The organism is Actinomadura geliboluensis (assembly GCF_043197915.1).
Taxonomy (GTDB): domain Bacteria; phylum Actinomycetota; class Actinomycetes; order Streptosporangiales; family Streptosporangiaceae; genus Spirillospora; species Spirillospora geliboluensis.
Genome location: NZ_JBICUA010000007.1, coordinates 383,739 through 398,392 on the forward strand (window position 1 = coordinate 383,739; position 14,654 = coordinate 398,392).

15 protein-coding genes are annotated in these 14,654 nt (G+C 70.0%); 5 read left to right on the forward strand and 10 right to left on the reverse strand.

The features are described from left to right. Positions 1-103: 103 nt before the first annotated feature. The 4 genes from ACGFI1_RS24165 to ACGFI1_RS24180 all read right to left on the reverse strand — a co-directional run bounded on the left by ACGFI1_RS24165 (position 104) and on the right by ACGFI1_RS24180 (position 3,763). Complete coding sequence (locus ACGFI1_RS24165) at positions 104-1,447, reverse strand: LCP family protein (RefSeq protein ID WP_392788047.1); 1,344 nt, start codon at positions 1,445-1,447, stop codon at positions 104-106. A 186-nt stretch (positions 1,448-1,633) separates the two neighbouring features. Beyond that, positions 1,634-2,434 carry a VOC family protein gene (locus ACGFI1_RS24170; RefSeq protein ID WP_392788049.1) on the reverse strand — a complete coding sequence of 267 codons (801 nt, stop codon included), beginning with the start codon at positions 2,432-2,434 and terminating at the stop codon, positions 1,634-1,636. A gap of 112 nt (positions 2,435-2,546) precedes the next feature. After that, positions 2,547-2,675 (reverse strand): hypothetical protein, encoded by a 129-nt coding sequence (locus ACGFI1_RS24175; RefSeq protein ID WP_386873185.1) that lies wholly within the window; start codon positions 2,673-2,675, stop codon positions 2,547-2,549. A 2-nt stretch (positions 2,676-2,677) separates the two neighbouring features. Next, a complete protein-coding gene (locus ACGFI1_RS24180; protein ID WP_392788052.1) occupies positions 2,678-3,763 on the reverse strand; it encodes an FUSC family protein in 1,086 nt (361 codons plus the stop codon). Between the two features lie 383 nt (positions 3,764-4,146). On the opposite strand from ACGFI1_RS24180, the gene ACGFI1_RS24185 reads away from it, so the two are divergent. After that, positions 4,147-4,539, forward strand: coding sequence for a hypothetical protein (locus ACGFI1_RS24185; RefSeq protein WP_392788055.1), 393 nt, complete (start codon positions 4,147-4,149; stop codon positions 4,537-4,539). Between the two features lie 199 nt (positions 4,540-4,738). On the opposite strand, the gene ACGFI1_RS24190 is transcribed toward ACGFI1_RS24185, so the two are convergent. The 3 genes from ACGFI1_RS24190 to ACGFI1_RS24200 all read right to left on the reverse strand — a co-directional run bounded on the left by ACGFI1_RS24190 (position 4,739) and on the right by ACGFI1_RS24200 (position 8,197). Then, positions 4,739-5,074: a hypothetical protein gene (locus tag ACGFI1_RS24190; RefSeq protein ID WP_138631992.1), complete on the reverse strand. Its 336-nt coding sequence runs from the start codon at positions 5,072-5,074 to the stop codon at positions 4,739-4,741. A gap of 138 nt (positions 5,075-5,212) precedes the next feature. Further along, complete coding sequence (locus ACGFI1_RS24195; RefSeq protein ID WP_392788057.1) at positions 5,213-6,796, reverse strand: N,N-dimethylformamidase beta subunit family domain-containing protein; 1,584 nt, start codon at positions 6,794-6,796, stop codon at positions 5,213-5,215. A 243-nt stretch (positions 6,797-7,039) separates the two neighbouring features. Continuing rightward, positions 7,040-8,197: a serine/threonine-protein kinase gene (locus ACGFI1_RS24200; protein ID WP_392788059.1), complete on the reverse strand. Its 1,158-nt coding sequence runs from the start codon at positions 8,195-8,197 to the stop codon at positions 7,040-7,042. A gap of 468 nt (positions 8,198-8,665) precedes the next feature. Here ACGFI1_RS24200 and ACGFI1_RS24205 point away from each other — a divergent pair, with 468 nt between their 5' ends. After that, on the forward strand, positions 8,666-8,935 hold the full coding sequence (locus ACGFI1_RS24205; protein WP_387077671.1) for a hypothetical protein: 270 nt from the start codon (positions 8,666-8,668) through the stop codon (positions 8,933-8,935). 172 nt (positions 8,936-9,107) lie between these two features. On the opposite strand, the gene ACGFI1_RS24210 is transcribed toward ACGFI1_RS24205, so the two are convergent. After that, positions 9,108-10,208 carry a flavin-containing monooxygenase gene (locus tag ACGFI1_RS24210; protein WP_392788061.1) on the reverse strand — a complete coding sequence of 367 codons (1,101 nt, stop codon included), beginning with the start codon at positions 10,206-10,208 and terminating at the stop codon, positions 9,108-9,110. An 88-nt stretch (positions 10,209-10,296) separates the two neighbouring features. Between ACGFI1_RS24210 and ACGFI1_RS24215 the strand changes: the two genes are divergently transcribed. Beyond that, positions 10,297-10,710, forward strand: a complete 414-nt coding sequence (locus ACGFI1_RS24215) for an ArsR/SmtB family transcription factor (RefSeq protein WP_392788063.1) — start codon at positions 10,297-10,299, stop codon at positions 10,708-10,710. Positions 10,711-10,815: 105 nt separating this feature from the next. Here ACGFI1_RS24215 and ACGFI1_RS24220 read toward each other — a convergent pair whose 3' ends face one another. Continuing rightward, positions 10,816-11,223: an arsenate reductase ArsC gene (locus ACGFI1_RS24220; RefSeq protein ID WP_392788065.1), complete on the reverse strand. Its 408-nt coding sequence runs from the start codon at positions 11,221-11,223 to the stop codon at positions 10,816-10,818. A gap of 581 nt (positions 11,224-11,804) precedes the next feature. Here ACGFI1_RS24220 and ACGFI1_RS24225 point away from each other — a divergent pair. Both ACGFI1_RS24225 and ACGFI1_RS24230 read left to right on the forward strand, forming a co-directional pair. Continuing rightward, positions 11,805-13,025, forward strand: coding sequence for an NAD(P)/FAD-dependent oxidoreductase (locus tag ACGFI1_RS24225; protein WP_392788067.1), 1,221 nt, complete (start codon positions 11,805-11,807; stop codon positions 13,023-13,025). Positions 13,026-13,046: 21 nt separating this feature from the next. Then, on the forward strand, positions 13,047-14,006 hold the full coding sequence (locus ACGFI1_RS24230; protein WP_392788070.1) for a sigma-70 family RNA polymerase sigma factor: 960 nt from the start codon (positions 13,047-13,049) through the stop codon (positions 14,004-14,006). A 108-nt stretch (positions 14,007-14,114) separates the two neighbouring features. Here ACGFI1_RS24230 and ACGFI1_RS24235 read toward each other — a convergent pair whose 3' ends face one another. Continuing rightward, on the reverse strand, positions 14,115-14,612 hold the full coding sequence (locus ACGFI1_RS24235; protein ID WP_392788073.1) for a MarR family winged helix-turn-helix transcriptional regulator: 498 nt from the start codon (positions 14,610-14,612) through the stop codon (positions 14,115-14,117). Positions 14,613-14,654: the final 42 nt, after the last annotated feature.

A 14,654-nucleotide genomic window follows, 5' to 3' on the forward strand; every position in this document is an offset into this window, starting at 1 on the left:
GGGCCAAGCCTGCCTCATCCCCTCCGGGGTGCAGCGGCCAGGGCGGGCGGCGACCCCGCACTGTACGGCATGGTGCAACCGAAACCGCAGTCCCGCGGCAGGGTCAGCCGCACTTCTGGCCGAGCATTTCGGTCTTGGGCTGGTCGGTCGCCTTGGTCAGGGCCTGCGCTGTGAGGGACCGGATGCGACCGTAGTCCGGGTGCGCGGAACGGATCAGCGGCGGGACGAACTGGATGCTGTGCAGCCCCGCTCCGCGGATCTTGCTCACCAGGCCGACCAGGGACGGCAGCATGCCGAGCGGGATGTCGGTGTTGACGGAGTACTTGAACACCTCCGCGAGCCGCCGGAAGGCGCGGAACACCGTCATCGGGTCGGCCTGCCTGTACAGCGCCCAGATCAGGCACTTCTGCCGCGCCATGCGGGCATAGTCGTCGCTGCCGGTGCGTGAACGCCCGTACCAGAGCGCCTGACGCCCGCTGAGCCGCTGGCAGCCGGGACGGATCACCCCCGCCGCGACCTGCTCACGCGGCACCGGAATGGCCTTCCGCACGCAGACGCGCACGCCGTGCACGGCGTCGACGATCTGCCGGAAGCTGCGCATGTCGACCATCGCGTAGTAGTGGACGGGCAGCCCGACGATGTGTCCGTAGGTGCGCTTGAGGAGCTGCGCGCCGGGGTTGCGGCCAGGCGTCAGGTGCGGGTGGGAATGCCCGTACTCGTACACCTCGTTCAGCAATTCCTCCCTGGGGAACCCGGTGACCTTGCGGTGGCCGTCCCAGACCGGGACTTGTTGCAGGTTCCGCGGCAGGCTGATCAGGACGGTCGTGCCCGTCCGGGTGTCCACGCTGGCCAGCGTCATGCTGTCGGTCCGGACGCCGGGCCGGTGCACGTCGGCGTCACCACCGAGCAAGAGGACGTTCAGGCGACGTGGCAGCGATCCCGTGCCGGGCTGGGGGTGAGTGCCGACGACGAGCTTCGACGGCGCAGGGTCACGGAAGACGGTGCGGACCAGGTCTCGCTGGACGTAGCTGTAGCGAGCCACCGCCAGCGGCGGGGCGGCGGCCAAGGTGCACAGACCCGCCACGATGATCGCAGTGAGGGCCCGGGCCCCCCGGGAGATCCGCGCCGGCCGCGCAACCCGGTACGACCACACCAGGAGAACGGGCCAGCCGATGGCGATCGCCCCCGAGGCCACCATCAGCGCCAGCAGCAGATCCGACCGGACCGCGAGCTGGACCAGGTCCCCGCGGAGGGCGACGGCCGTCAGCACCACCGCGACGATCGCGCAGACGTAGCCGCTCAGCAGGATCGTCCCGGTCACCCGCCGCCCGGACCGCAGGTGCGCCAGTCCGGGCAGCACGGCCGACGCGGCGGTCAGCAGCAGCGCCCGCCGCAACCCGGTCTCCGCGGTACGCGGTGCCCTGTGCGTCCCCCTTGATGTGATCATGGCCGAGTACTCCTCTCAGCCCACTGTCATCCCCTCGCCCAAAGCCGAAGATCCACAGCTCCGGACAAGAAAGGGCCTTGATCATCACCCGGCGGGTCCGGCCTGAGTCGGGCTAAAACCACCTGGCGATGACGTGATGGAAATTCGGCGGTCGAGTCAATGCGCGCCGTCGTCGCCTTCAGCCGTTCATGGGCGCAGGCGGAACCCGGCTCGCGTTTCCGGGTCGGGGGTGATGACGCCCAGCCGCGCGCCGGTGGGGTCGGTGAGGATGGCGAAGCAGCCGGGCCGGGTGCCGGTCGGAGGGACGCTGACCTCGGCGCCGAGTTTCGCGGCGCGGTCGGCGGCGGCGTCGCAGTCGGCGACTTCGAAGAAGGGCATCCACTCCGGCCGAGACACCGGCCCCTCCAGCGCCATCATCCCCGCCACCGACTGCTCATCCACCTTGAACTCGGTGTAGGCGATGCCGAAGTACTCGCGGTCGACCGGCCGCCACCCGAACACCTCGCCGTAGAACCGGCGCGCCCCCGCGACGTCGCTGGTCGCCAACTGGATCCAGCACGGCCCGGACGGCTCGTCCACCACTCGGGCCCCGATGAAGTCGTAGGTGTCGATGACGGCGAAGTCGGCGCCCTGCGGATCTCCCCACAGCGCCGCCCGGCCGAGGTTGCCCAGGTCGGCGGCCTCGATCAACTCGCTACCGCCGGCGCGGTGGAGCGCGGTGGTGGTGGCGGCCATGTCCGCGGTCCGGAAGTAGCACGTCCACGACGCCGGCTGCGCGGGGTCGGCCAGCGGTTCCAGACCGGCGACCTCCTCACCGCCGGCGCCGTCGAGGGTGAACACCTCGACTTCACCGCGGTGCGGAACGAGCAGTGTGTAGGAGTCCCAGCCGAAGAGGCCGGAGTAGAACCGCTCTGAGGCCGACCTGTCGGGGGTCGCCAGTTCGACCCAGCACGGCCATCCGGGACGGTGCCCGGTCACCAGCGGCATTCCGACTCCCCTGCGCGCGGGTGCATATGGGGGCGTTACCCGGGCCCGGCCCGTCCCAGCGCCACCGGACGGTCAAATCGCCCAAATGCGACACACCCTCGCGCCTGGCGCCCTACAGGCCGACCAGGTCGGCGAGCCGAGCGCGATATGCCCTCGGTGTGCCCAGAGCGATCTGGTCGGCCTTGGCACGCTCGGCGACGACGTTGCGGAGGATCTCCGAGGTGCCGCCCGGCGATCGCACGTTCAGGTCGGCTGTGGCGGCGCTTTGGTGGTCGGCTTGGTGAGCAGGCCCGCCAGCATCATGACGAGCAGCCCGATCCCCACACCGCACAGTGTCCACAGCACCCGGTAGCCCTCGGCCGAATACTGAGAAGGCTGCGGAAGGTCCACCAGGATGAGCACTCCTGCCGCGATGGCCGCGGTGTAGAGCGTGTAGTTCCAGAAGCGAATCCCCGCCCCGTGCATGAACAGGACGAGCGCCACCATCTCAAGCCCGTGCTTCACCGCGAACAGCTTGAGCCCGTGTTCGCCTGCGGGGATCAACAGCAGCAACGTAGCTGCGGCGGCGCCGATGGCGGCGCCGACGAGACGCTGCGCGGCCACGAGCATCGCTTGCTCCAGGCTCGGCTTCATCGCGATCAGGGCCGCGATCGGGATCCAGTAGCCGTAGGACAGGTCCAGTCCGAACGCGAGCGCGACGGTACCGCCGATGACCAAGGCGCGGATCACGGCGAAGACGATGAGCGGCGGGGTCAGCTTCTTTCGCGAGGTGTCGCCCGGGATCTCCGCGAACGGCACGCCTGAGTCCGCGCGCCCGCGGATCAGCCACCAGGCGAACGTCACCACGATCCACAGCGCCGCCCCGCCGGTCCAGGCGAGCACCTGCGCCCAGGTGTAGTTGGTGATGCGGGCATGTTGATGCAGGCTGGACGTCAGCGCGATGGCGACGATGAACCAGACGTTGAGGAGCAGGGCGTTAACGAACCTGCGCACACCCAAGGTCATGGACAGCCCGGCCACCAGTGTGACCATGAAGGCCGCGAGCACCAGCCAGCCCCAGGCGTCCGCTCCGATCCCGAAGCCCAGCGCGGTCACCCCGGCGCCGATCAGCGCGAAGATGGAGATGCGGGACGCGCGTCGCCGGTAGCCGCCTCCAGGGTCGCAGAGCGCCGAGAACAGCAGGCCGAACAAGGCGCTCAGTAGGTACTGCTCATGGCCGATCGCCCAGAAGACGAACAGCGGCACCAGGCCGACGTCCAGGAACGCCACCGCTCGCGGCCAGTTGACGCCCGCGGGTTCGATCTCGAACACCTTCTCCAGCCCGTCCATGAGCTTCCGAGTGAACAGGCCAGGACGGCGTGGGGCACGGTTGTGCTTGTCGGGCCGCATCACGAGGGCGAGCGAATCGCGGGACGCCGGGACCGGTCAATCACCTTGGCGTTGGCCTGAGCGTGTCCACCCCGCACGTTTGCTCCGCCACGACCATTCGTACTGTCGGCGGGCGTTCGAGGGAGCCCGGTGCCGCGCTCCCGGCGGCGATCTTGATCCGGCCGCGGCGCAGGGCCCGCCGACACGATCTCCGATCGCGCCGCACCACCCATCGAACCAACGCGAGACACGCTCTTAGTCCGGATTCTTGAGAATCCCGAAACGATCAGTGACGCTCCTTGTACTGTCCGTTACAGACGGTTGGTGAGCGTGAGGGGCGAGGCATGGAAACGAGGGGCTGTTTAGCCACTGAGACGCAATCTGCGGCGGCGGGCGCGCTGGCCGCTCTGCTACGGGAGCGCGGCCTGATCGCGGCGTTGCAGGAGCGCGGGGTCGTCATGGTGTCCAACCCGGCGGCCGAGCCGAGCGCCGGCGATCAGGCCGACCGGGCGCTCGGTCCCGGGCTGAGACAGGAGGTGCGGTGCGCTCGGGGCCCCGGCGGGGCGGCGTGGTGGTTCTGGGTGTGGTGGGACGCGACCGGGCAATGCCCTCCCGAGCTGGAGCCGCTGTGCCCCGCCGACCAGCCCGAGACGGCCGCGGCCCGCATCGCGACCGTCCTGGCGATGTCCCCTGCGCCGCACCTGACGATGTCTCCCGCGCAGCGCGTCCGACGATAGCGGGATCTCCCAGGCCCCGACCGGGGATGCCGGCGACAACCTCGCCGGCCGCCCGCCGGGCCAGTACGAGGGGGCGGGGCGGTCGCGTCCTTCGATGAGCGGCACGACCGCCCCGCTGGCAACCGCGATGCCTCGACAACGGCCGGGCACGCTCAATGGCTGCACCGCCGCGGGTCGTGGCCCACTGTCGTCCCGGGGTTCAGCGGGAGCGCAGCCCGTCGACGCGATGGGCCGGTACACCGAGCGCCTGCAGAGCACCGCGCAGCTCATCGCGCTCCGCCGCACTGACCGGCGCACCCCTCATGTACAAGGCCATCACCAGTTGACCGGCCGCCTTCTCCCACCGCCCGCTGGCGGCCGAGCCGGTGATGCGCTGCAGCACCGCGGCGGGCAGCCGATCCTGGAAGCGGCCGGGAAGGCGCCGCATGGTGTCCGCCAGCTCCCGATTCTGCGCGGTCGTCGGTGGCGGGCCGGACAGCACGATGGGCCGGGACGGGCCGCTCAAGCCGAGCAACCGCAGCATCTGATCCGTCACGCCCACAGCGCGCCCTACCCTTCATCGTTCCGCAGGCCCGGACAAAGGGGCACCCCAGGTGCACGCCCAATGAGGCCGAAGATGTGAATGGCTTAGCCCCTACCCGCGACACGACAGAACTCACTCGACCACCGTGGTTCAGCGCGGGTTGCTGGTGAGTTTGTAATTGGGACGGGACGGGTGCGATCGCCCGAGCGGCCCTTCGGCCATGGCGCGGACGAGCGTCTCGCTGACCTGCGTGACGAACCGCTGCCCCGCCTCGGTGACGCCGTGCCCGCAGGCGGGGCCGCGCATGGCGCACACCCAGCGCATGGTGCCCGTCGCGAACACGCCCGCTCCCTGGCGGTTGGTGTAGTAGGAGGTATGCGCGACCGCCGTCCGGTTCCCGCAGGTGATCGGCGAGTTGGCGACGACCTCCAGCGTGTCGGGGGTGGGGCCGTCGCGGTTGAGCGCGTCGGCCTCCGGGCCGATGACGCCGGGGAACCGCGTCCCGGCGCGCACACCGGTGCCGCGGAACAACCAGAAATCGGGCCGCGTGACGGTCAACGCGCCCTCCGCCGGAAAGCACATGTACTGGATCCCGATGAGGTCGCTTTCGGGACGCGGCATCGGCGGAAGCCGCCAGTCCTGGGTCGACTCGGCCGGGTTGTGCCTCGCGACCGGATCGGTACTGGAGTCCTTGTAGCAGACCACGAGCCGGTTCGCCCCCAGCGGCGTCGCGGCGAACCGGATGTGCCGGTTGACCGCGTTCGCACCGAGGAACGCGATGTTGACGCCTTGATCGCGGGCCTGCGTCGCACGCTGCCGCATGTTGGACGACCAGTACTCGTCATGCCCGAGGGTCAACAGGCCGCGCGCCCCTTTGAGCAGGTTGGGATCGGCGTGCAGGTCGTTGTCGGTCGCGTATGCCAGCGGCACGCCCACCTTTTCGGCGAGCGCGATCGCGGGTTGCTCGTAGGTCATGAACTTGCCCGCGCCGTTGCCGTCGTAGGGCCGGTCGAAGCTGACCGCGCTGGCCCGGTCGCCGTCCCCACCGGACGGGCCCATGTACAGGTCGTACCCGCCCCACATGTTGTACGCCTGCCAGGTGGTGGTGGCGTTCAGCACGACCACGCGCCCCACCGCACTGGAGGAGCGGACCGTCACCGGCACGTACCGCCGCGCCCCGGACGCCGCGGTCAGCATCATCAGGTAGCTCCCCTCGGGCCACCCCTTGGTGGACACGGTCAGCGACGGCCGCCACGGCGCCGACACCGTCCGGGTCGCCGGGTCGATGCGGGCGCCCGCCTGCCGGACCCCCGGATACGTCCCGGACCGCCACACCCGGCGGGCCTGCACACCGCCGTACCAGCCCATCCGGAACGCCTGCACGCTGAACCCGGACGTCGTGGTCGAGACGAACAGCCGGAACTGCTGGCCGGGCAGCACGCTCACCTGGTCGGCGTAGCCCTCGATCTCGTGCTCGGCCCCTCGTCCACGGCGGGCGATCCGCCAGTCGGCGTCGCCTTTTTTCGCGTTCTCCGCGACGCTCGCCGTCTTCTGCGACTGCCGCCCGCCGGAGTCGCGACCGTCCGTCCCGGACGAGCAGGCCCCGGCCAGGAGCAACACCAGGACGAGCACGAACGTGCCCCCTCCTGGCAGCGCCCGCCGCACCGTCGCGGGACGCGCGGCGGCGGCCTCGCGTCCGCCGCGTTCGATCCTGCCGCGCGCACGTCTTCCCACGACGACTCCCCCGATGGTCGACTACTGCGGGCCTCCTTCCCGTCCCCCCGGACTGGAAGCCATGGCGCCGATCAACGCACCGGAAACGGATGGTCATCAACCGTGCGGATGAGGACCGGGGCGCTCAGGCCGCTGGGCGAGCGCTGGGCGGAGCCGAGTCGCCAGGGGACACGGGTGACCAGGGGGCTGAGGAGCATCGCGGCGCGATCTCGCCTATGAGGGGTCGGTGAGTGGCCATGACCTTCACGGCTTGCTCTTGCCGTCCTTGTGCTTCGGAGGCTTCTTCTTTCCGGCCTTCTTGGTTTTCACGGGTGCCTGGGTGGCGCTGCTGGAACTGTTCTCATCGGACGGCTGTGGAGAAGTGCTGATTGCCGGAGGCGCCGACGTGGGAACGGTGGGCGGTGAGGCAGGCTTGTCCTCGCCGGAAGCGATCGCCACCCCGACCACACCCGCGATCACCACTGCAGCGGCCGCGGCGGCGGCGATGAGGACATGCCTTCCCCACGAGTTGGTGGGCCGCTCAGGTTCCGGCAGATGGGCGATGGGCAGCCGGGCCGTTTTGGTGAGAGGCGCGTCCTCGGTCAGGTGGGTTGCGCGCCACCCCGGGCCGGTGAACCAGGCGGCCACCTCGGCGGCCGTGGGACGTTGCTCGGGCTGCTTGCTCAGCAACCGCATCAGGTAGTCCTCGAACGCCCCTGGCAGAAAAGGGCACCACTGACGAGGCGGTACGGGCGTGGCGTCAATGTGCTGGAAGACGACGGCGGCGGCGTTATCGCCTTGGAATGGCGGCTGTCCGGTCAGCAACTCGTACAGGACACAGCCGAGCGCATAGACGTCGGACGCCGGTCCGGCGGGGCGGCCGAGGCCACGTTCGGGCGCCAGATAGGCGCTGGTGCCGATCACCTGCCCGGTGCCGGTGAGCGCCGACGACGCCTCACCGGCGAACCGCGCGATGCCGAAATCGGCGATCTTCACGGTGCCGTCGGCGGCCAGCAGCAGGTTCCCCGGTTTGATGTCGCGGTGCACTACGCGCTGCCCGTGCGCGACGGCCAGCCCGGCCGCCGTCTGGGCGGCGATGTCGGCGACGCGTTCGATGTCCAGGACGCCGTGCACGGCGCGCTCGTGGGCCAGGCTGTGCCCCTCGACGTATTCCATCACCAGGAACAGCCGGCCCTCATGGGCTCCGAAGTCGTACACGGCGACCACATGGGAGTCACTGAGCCGGGCCGCGGTCTGAGCTTCCATCCGAAACCGCGCGGCCGCCTGCGGGTCGGTGGTGGTCGTCAGCAGCACCTTGACCGCGACCGTCCGGCCCAGGCTCTCGTCGGTGGCGCGCCAGACCTCGCCCATCCCGCCCTTGCCGATCGGCTCATCCAGTCGGTACCGACCCGCTACCAGCATCCCGCTCCCCGAACCCCCGCATGCGTCCTCGGCGGGACCGTCCCGGACCACGCGCGGGGATTTCGTGGCCCGGGACGGGACTACCCGCAGCGGTCACCGGCCAGACGGGGGCCGGGTCACACTTACCTCAGCGTCGACTTCTCCCGAAATGTCACACCCCTCGAGGGGAAGTCCCAACGGTAGCGGCCCGTCGGCGGCGCACCGACCGACCGAGAAGCCACTGAACGTCAAAGTCGGCCGCCATCGAGCTGTCCTGCTCGACGCTGTGGGCTGCGCGCCCACATGTAGCCCACACATCGCCCGGCCCCAGCGCTCCGGAACGCCGACCGGCAATCAGGAAGACCGACCACTGAGTCCCTGACCCACCCCTGCGGGCAAACTCGCCGCCATTAACCACGCCTTCCACACCCGCTAGCTAACGGCCGCAGACCTGGAGAATGACGACGAACACATCGCAGGGAGGGCCCCATGTTCCCGGAATCGGCAGCATCCCCGCCTGAGCAGTCGGGCGGCGGTTGGACCCAGATCTTCTGGGGGCTCGCCATGCTGGCCCTATGCATCCCGCTGTTGATCAACTACCGAGGCTTCGCTGACTGGACCGCCAGCCGCCGCTGGAACAGGGCACTGCACAAGACCCATCGACAATCTGTGTTGTATCAGCGCCTTGCATCGGCTGCCTTCGCCGTGGTGGGCCTTGTTGTGCTCGTCCTCGGCGTCATCGATGTCACCAGCGGATAGCCGGCTCTCTTCAGAGGCGCGATGGAGCAGATGAGAAGTCGCCCAAGATGGGTGCCGTGGACGCCGGCGTCGGCGTCTCGGAGGCGCTCCTCGGCGTCCTTTCGAACTCATCGCCGTCCACGCAGACGAGCAGTGAGGCGGAGCACCGGCCTAACCTCTGGATACCGTCCCTTCAACTGGATACCGGCCCTTCGACGCGGCGTGCGGCGCGGGTCTGCTTGTGCAGGCGGGTCAGGACGTGGCGGGCGTCGGCGGCGACACCGCGCAAGGTGGCCGAGGCGAACGAGCGCTGCCATTCAAGCCCGACATACCCCAGACCCGGATGGGTGGTGGAAATGCCGCCGCGGTGGCGCGGTCGGCTCTCCTCGTCCAGGGCGCCCAGCCCTGCGAGATAGTCGACGCCCGGCCGATACCCGGTGGCCAGAAGCAGCACGTCGGTGCGCTCCCGACTACCGTCGCTCCAGACGACCTGGTCGCCGTCCAGGCGGGTGAACATCGGACGGCGATCGGGGTTCCCCGTGGCGATGGCGTCCCGGTAGGTCCCGGTGTCGAACACCGGGGTGCCCTTGCCGCCGGTCAGCAGAGGCCGCGCCCACCCCGCGGCGTCCAGCCCGGTCCGCTGCAGCCAGATGTGCATGTCGACACCCAGGACGCGCTGCGCCATGAAGCGCAGCGGATGCCGGGTCGCCAGCGTCACCCGCGCATGGGCCGCGAGCTCGATCGCGATCTGAACCGCCGAGTTTCCGCCGCCCACGATCACCACCCGCTTACCCGCGAACGGCTCAGGACGCCGGTAGTCGGACGAGTGCAGCACTGTGCCGGAGAAGCCGTCCAGTCCCGGCAGGTCCGGGCGGTGGGGGCGGCTGAACCCGCCCGTCGCGGCGATCACCATCGGAGCGGCGAAGACCTCGCCGCCGGCCGTCACCACCTCGAACCCGCGCCGGTCCCCCGCCCCTGCGACCACGACCTTTTCGACGCGGTGGCCGGTGCGGATGTCGGCGTCCAGGCGCGCCGCGTAGTCGGCGAGGTAGGCCACGACCTCGTCCCGCGCGGGGTAGCCGTCCGGATCACCAGGGAACACCGCCCCGGGCAGGGCGCTGCGCCGAGCCGGTGAGAACAGGGTGAGGCTGTCGTAGTAGTGCGGCCACGAACCGACCGGCTGATCGCCCTCCTCCAGGAGGATGGGCGCCCGGCCGAGGGACCTGGCGATGTGAGCGGTGGCCAGACCGGCCTGGCCGCCCCCGACGATGAGGAGAGGTGTCGCGGTGAGCATGCGGGCGAACATATCAATACTTCATAATATGTCAATGTATTGATATGTGACGTAAGGTGGGAGCACGCCTCGGGAGGAGCCAGCAACGATGGTCAAGCCGGTGACCGGCCCGCCGCCGTCCAGGGAGGCATCGGCGGAGAACGTGAGCATGACGACTCCGCCCGGGGACGGGTGCGGGACGTCGGCAGGCCCGCTCAGCGCCGGTGCGCGCGAGTTCCTCAAGGCGCTGGCCAGCGAGCAGCGGCAGCAGATGCTCGAACTGTTCACCGGCGGAATCGAACTCACCGTCGGCACGGTTGCCGAGCGCCTCGGCATCGGCCAGTCCAATGCCTCGCAACAACTCGCCCTGCTGCGCCGAGGCGGCCTCCTCACCTCACGCCGGGACGGCAAGCAGGTCTACTACCGCATCGACTCCGCCGCGGTCGACCGCTCCCTCACCGAACTCCGCGGCTACCTGTACACCTGCTGCCCACCACGCGAAACTGACGACCCGGCGACGTAGCCGGAGAAGGCCCTTTCGACAAGGACACGGCATCAGCCCTGTTCAACGGCTGGTCCAGGGACAACGGCTGTGCCGGTCACGCCGTCACCGTGAACGGCGCCCTTCTCAATCCGAGGGGACGAGTTCGGCGATCAGGCCCTCGATCCGCTTGCGTATCTCGTCGCGGATCGGACGCACCGCCGCCACGCCCTGCCCTGCCGGGTCGTCCAGCGTCCAGTCCAGATAACGCTTGCCCGGGAACACCGGACAGGTGTCGCCGCACCCCATCGTGATCACCACGTCGGACGCCTGCACCGCCCCGACAGTGAGCACCTTGGGGATCTCACCCGAGACGTCGATGCTCTCTTCGGCCATCGCCTCTACCACGGCCGGGTTCACCGCGTCGGCGGGTGCCGAGCCGGCCGAGCGGACCTCCACCTTCTCCCCCGCCAAGTGCGTGAGGTAGGCGGCGGCCATCTGCGACCGACCGGCGTTGTGCACGCACACGAACAGGACACTGGGCTTCTCGGACATCAGATTCCTCGACCATCGTTGGACACGGACAGATCTGTCAGAAGCTCATTGATAAGCAGGTCGAGTTCATCCCGGATCCCCGGATTGATCGGACAAGCCCCGCCGAACGCGCCCAGCACCGCTCCCCCGCCCCTCGCCGATGCCAACGCCATCTCCCTCCGGGCGGGCCTCATACGCAGCAGGCCGCGCTCGCCGACCCAGCGGCCAATGACCAGGAGCTACACGGCCGCTTTCCGAGGGACAGAGCGCCCCACAAACAGCAGGAACTCGCACGTCTTCCCCTCCTCCTGCGGTCGACGCACCATCTCCCACAGACGCGAACAGCGGCTTCGTCTCACAAGGACTTGTCAATATCAGCAGGTGAACGTACATCACCCCGATGAACGCAGAGTGAACACGCCATTCGCAGGGCCGCTGCGCCTATGAAGGACGGTCCCCCGAGTGCGGCATGCGCGAGCAGCAGGGCACATGAACACGCCCCCGCCGCTCCGTGACCCATGCCACACGCAGCTCCTGTCAGGAATCGGGGCGCTGTCCCGCTCAACTCACGAAAGAACAGAGCGACTCGACAGGAGCATCACATGAAGCACCGCATCGTCGTCCTCGGCGCCGGGTATGCCGGGGCTTACGTGGCCGGGAACCTGGCCCGCCGGCTGTCCCCGCTGGACACCGAGGTCACCGTGATCAATGCCGTGCCGGACTTCGTCCAGCGGCAGCGGTTGAACCAGCTCGCGGCCGGCCGGCAGGTCGAGGCTCCGAAGCTCACCGACGTCTTCGCGGGCACGGAGATCCGGCTGCGCGTGGCCCGTGTCACCTCCGTCGACCCTGAACGCCAGGTGGTCGCCGTCGCCGACGCGGAGGGCGGCGGCGAGGTCGGCTACGACACGCTCGTGTACGCGCTCGGCAGCCATGTCGCCGACCAAAGCGTCCCAGGCGTGGCCGAGCACGCCTTCGACGTCGCCGGACGGCCCTCGGCGCTGCGCCTGCGCGAGCGGCTGGACGTTCTGGAGGGGCGGGGCGAAGGGGGGAAGGTGCTGGTCGTCGGCGACGGGTTGACGGGCCTCGAGACCGCCACCGAAATCGCCGAGTCGCGGCCCGGCCTGTCGGTGGCGCTGCTCGCCCGCGGCGAGCTGGGCGCCCGGCTGTCCGCCGGAGCCCGCGGCCACCTGCGCCGGGCCTGCGACCGGCTGGGCATCACCATCCTGGAGCACACCAGTGTCGAAGCCGTCGAGGCCGCGCAAGTGCGGTGCGCCGACGGCACCGTCCTGGCGTCCGATGCAACGGTATGGACGGCCGGGTTCGCGGTCAGCCCCATCGCCGCCGCCGCCGGCATGGAGGTCACCGGGAACGGTCAGATCATCGTCGATCGCACCATGCGGTCGGTCTCGCACCCGAACGTCTACGCCATCGGCGACAGCGTCTACACCCTCGGCGAGAACGGTCGGCAGCTGCCGATGAACTGCGGTTCGGCCGGCTACACCGGCCGGCAGGCCATCGAGGCGATCGTGGGACGCCTGACCGGTCGCAAGATCGCGAACGTCAAGCTGGTCTACTGGTACAACGCGATCAGCCTCGGGCGGTGGGACGGGATCCTGCAGCTGATCGACGGTGCAGGGCAGGCGAAGCCGAAGTACATGGGCGGCCGGAAGGCCGTGCGGATCAAGGCGGGCATCCAACGGGGAGCGCTGTGGGGCACCTCGCACCCGACCTTCGGCCGGCCCAGGCGCAGGCGCCGCCTGGCCGCCGCACCGGGTGCGGTCGCCGAGCAGGCGGTCGCGTCCGCCGAGAAGTCGGCCCTTTAGCCGCCGCATAGGTTGGTCCACGTGGACGGCACCGCCACCGATCGCTTCGACACCGGCCGGTTCGAGGCCAGCCGCAACCGGCTGGCCTCGCTGGCCTACCGGCTGCTGGGCTCCGCCGCCGACGCCGAGGACACCGTGCAAGACGCGTGGCTGCACTGGCAGGCGGCCGACCGGCAGCGGATCGAGGTGCCGCAGGCATGGCTGACCAAGGTCGTCACGAACCTGTGCCTCGACCGGCTCCGCTCGGCGCGCGTCCGCCGCGAACGCACCGCCGGCGCCTGGCTGCCCGAACCGCTCCTCGACGGCGACCCGATGCTCGGCCCCGCCGACTCGTTCGAGCAGCGCGAGGCGGTCTCCCTGGCCGTGCTGACGCTCATGGAGCGACTGTCACCCCTCGCGCGGGCCGTCTACGTCCTGCGCGAGGCGTTCTCCTACAGCCACACCGAGATCGCGGAGATCCTCGACATCACCGAGTCCGCGAGCCATCAGCACCTCCACCGGGCCCGGCGCCGCATCACCGCCGCACACCGCGGCGGCGGCTGCGGCGAAGTCGATCCGGCATCGGCCCGCAGGGTCGTCGAGGAGTTCTTCGCCGCCGCCTCCTCGGGCCGCACCGAACGGCTGGTGGCACTGCTCACCGACGACGCGACCGCGATCTCCGACGGCGCCGGCCTGACCGCGACGCTGCTGCGATACGACACTCCGCAGCGCATCGCCGCCATCGCACGGGCCGGGTTCAATCCCACACCGGCGAAACGGCGATTCGCCGGCCGCACGCCCGCCGCGCACTACGCGCTCGTCAACGGCACCCCCGCCATCCTGTTCGTGCTCGGCGACCAGGTCGTCGGCGTCGTGGCGTTCGACATCACCGGCGGCAGGATCGCAGCCGTGCACGGCATCGCCGCACCCACCCGTCTCGTCCGCCTCACCCGAGCCTGGCGGCAGCACGAACAGGACACACTGCTCATCACCCAATGGTGACTCGCCCCCGACCACGGGCCGGATGGGGCATCCGCGCTGCGGCGAACCGCCGCTAACGGCACCCGCCCGGAGACGTCATCGCGCCCGGCGGCTCGCCTCGATCTCACATCAGTCGAGTTGGCTCTCGCTGATCGAGGTCAGGCGGCCGGCGGCGTCGGGGTCCGCTTCGCCGATGCGGTTCAGCAGGCGGTGCAGCAGCGCGTGAAGGGCCTCGAAATCCTCGGGGCTGGTCAGTTCGGCCCAGTGCTGTTCGATCCGGTCCCCCGCGCCGGCCGCCGTCGGCTGGACCGCTCTTCCCCGCTCGGTGAGGACGATCAGCCGGGACCTGGCGTCGCGGGGATTGGGGCGGCGTTCCAGATACCCGGCCCGCTCGAGCTGGTCGACCGACTGCGCCATGGTCTGCTTGCGCACGCCCGCGCGAAGGGCCAGGTCGCGGACCGTGATCCCCTCCGGCGGGACGAACGGGAACACCTTGGCGTCCCCGGACCGGATGTCACCGAAGCCCGCCTCGGCCAGAGCCGCCTCGATGCCGACGGTGTACTCGCGATGGAGCAGGCGCAGGAGCAGCGACAGCCTCGCACGCCTCGAAGAGGAGTCTCCCGGCATATTGACAGGTTCCTGTCTACTTTCTAGGTTGGTCAGGTACCT

Bases quoted from the DNA above. Each gene is read 5' to 3' on its own strand.
- ACGFI1_RS24225 (WP_392788067.1), top strand. From the start codon at position 11,805: ATGAAGCACCGCATCGTCGTCCTCGGCGCCGGGTATGCCGGGGCTTAC.
- ACGFI1_RS24215 (WP_392788063.1), top strand. From the start codon at position 10,297: ATGGTCAAGCCGGTGACCGGCCCGCCGCCGTCCAGGGAGGCATCGGCG.
- ACGFI1_RS24200 (WP_392788059.1), bottom strand. From the start codon at position 8,197: ATGCTGGTAGCGGGTCGGTACCGACTGGATGAGCCGATCGGCAAGGGC.
- ACGFI1_RS24170 (WP_392788049.1), bottom strand. From the start codon at position 2,434: ATGCCGCTGGTGACCGGGCACCGTCCCGGATGGCCGTGCTGGGTCGAA.
- ACGFI1_RS24235 (WP_392788073.1), bottom strand. From the start codon at position 14,612: ATGCCGGGAGACTCCTCTTCGAGGCGTGCGAGGCTGTCGCTGCTCCTG.
- ACGFI1_RS24165 (WP_392788047.1), bottom strand. From the start codon at position 1,447: ATGATCACATCAAGGGGGACGCACAGGGCACCGCGTACCGCGGAGACC.
- ACGFI1_RS24210 (WP_392788061.1), bottom strand. From the start codon at position 10,208: ATGCTCACCGCGACACCTCTCCTCATCGTCGGGGGCGGCCAGGCCGGT.
- ACGFI1_RS24180 (WP_392788052.1), bottom strand. From the start codon at position 3,763: ATGGACGGGCTGGAGAAGGTGTTCGAGATCGAACCCGCGGGCGTCAAC.
- ACGFI1_RS24205 (WP_387077671.1), top strand. From the start codon at position 8,666: ATGTTCCCGGAATCGGCAGCATCCCCGCCTGAGCAGTCGGGCGGCGGT.
- ACGFI1_RS24185 (WP_392788055.1), top strand. From the start codon at position 4,147: ATGGAAACGAGGGGCTGTTTAGCCACTGAGACGCAATCTGCGGCGGCG.
- ACGFI1_RS24220 (WP_392788065.1), bottom strand. From the start codon at position 11,223: ATGTCCGAGAAGCCCAGTGTCCTGTTCGTGTGCGTGCACAACGCCGGT.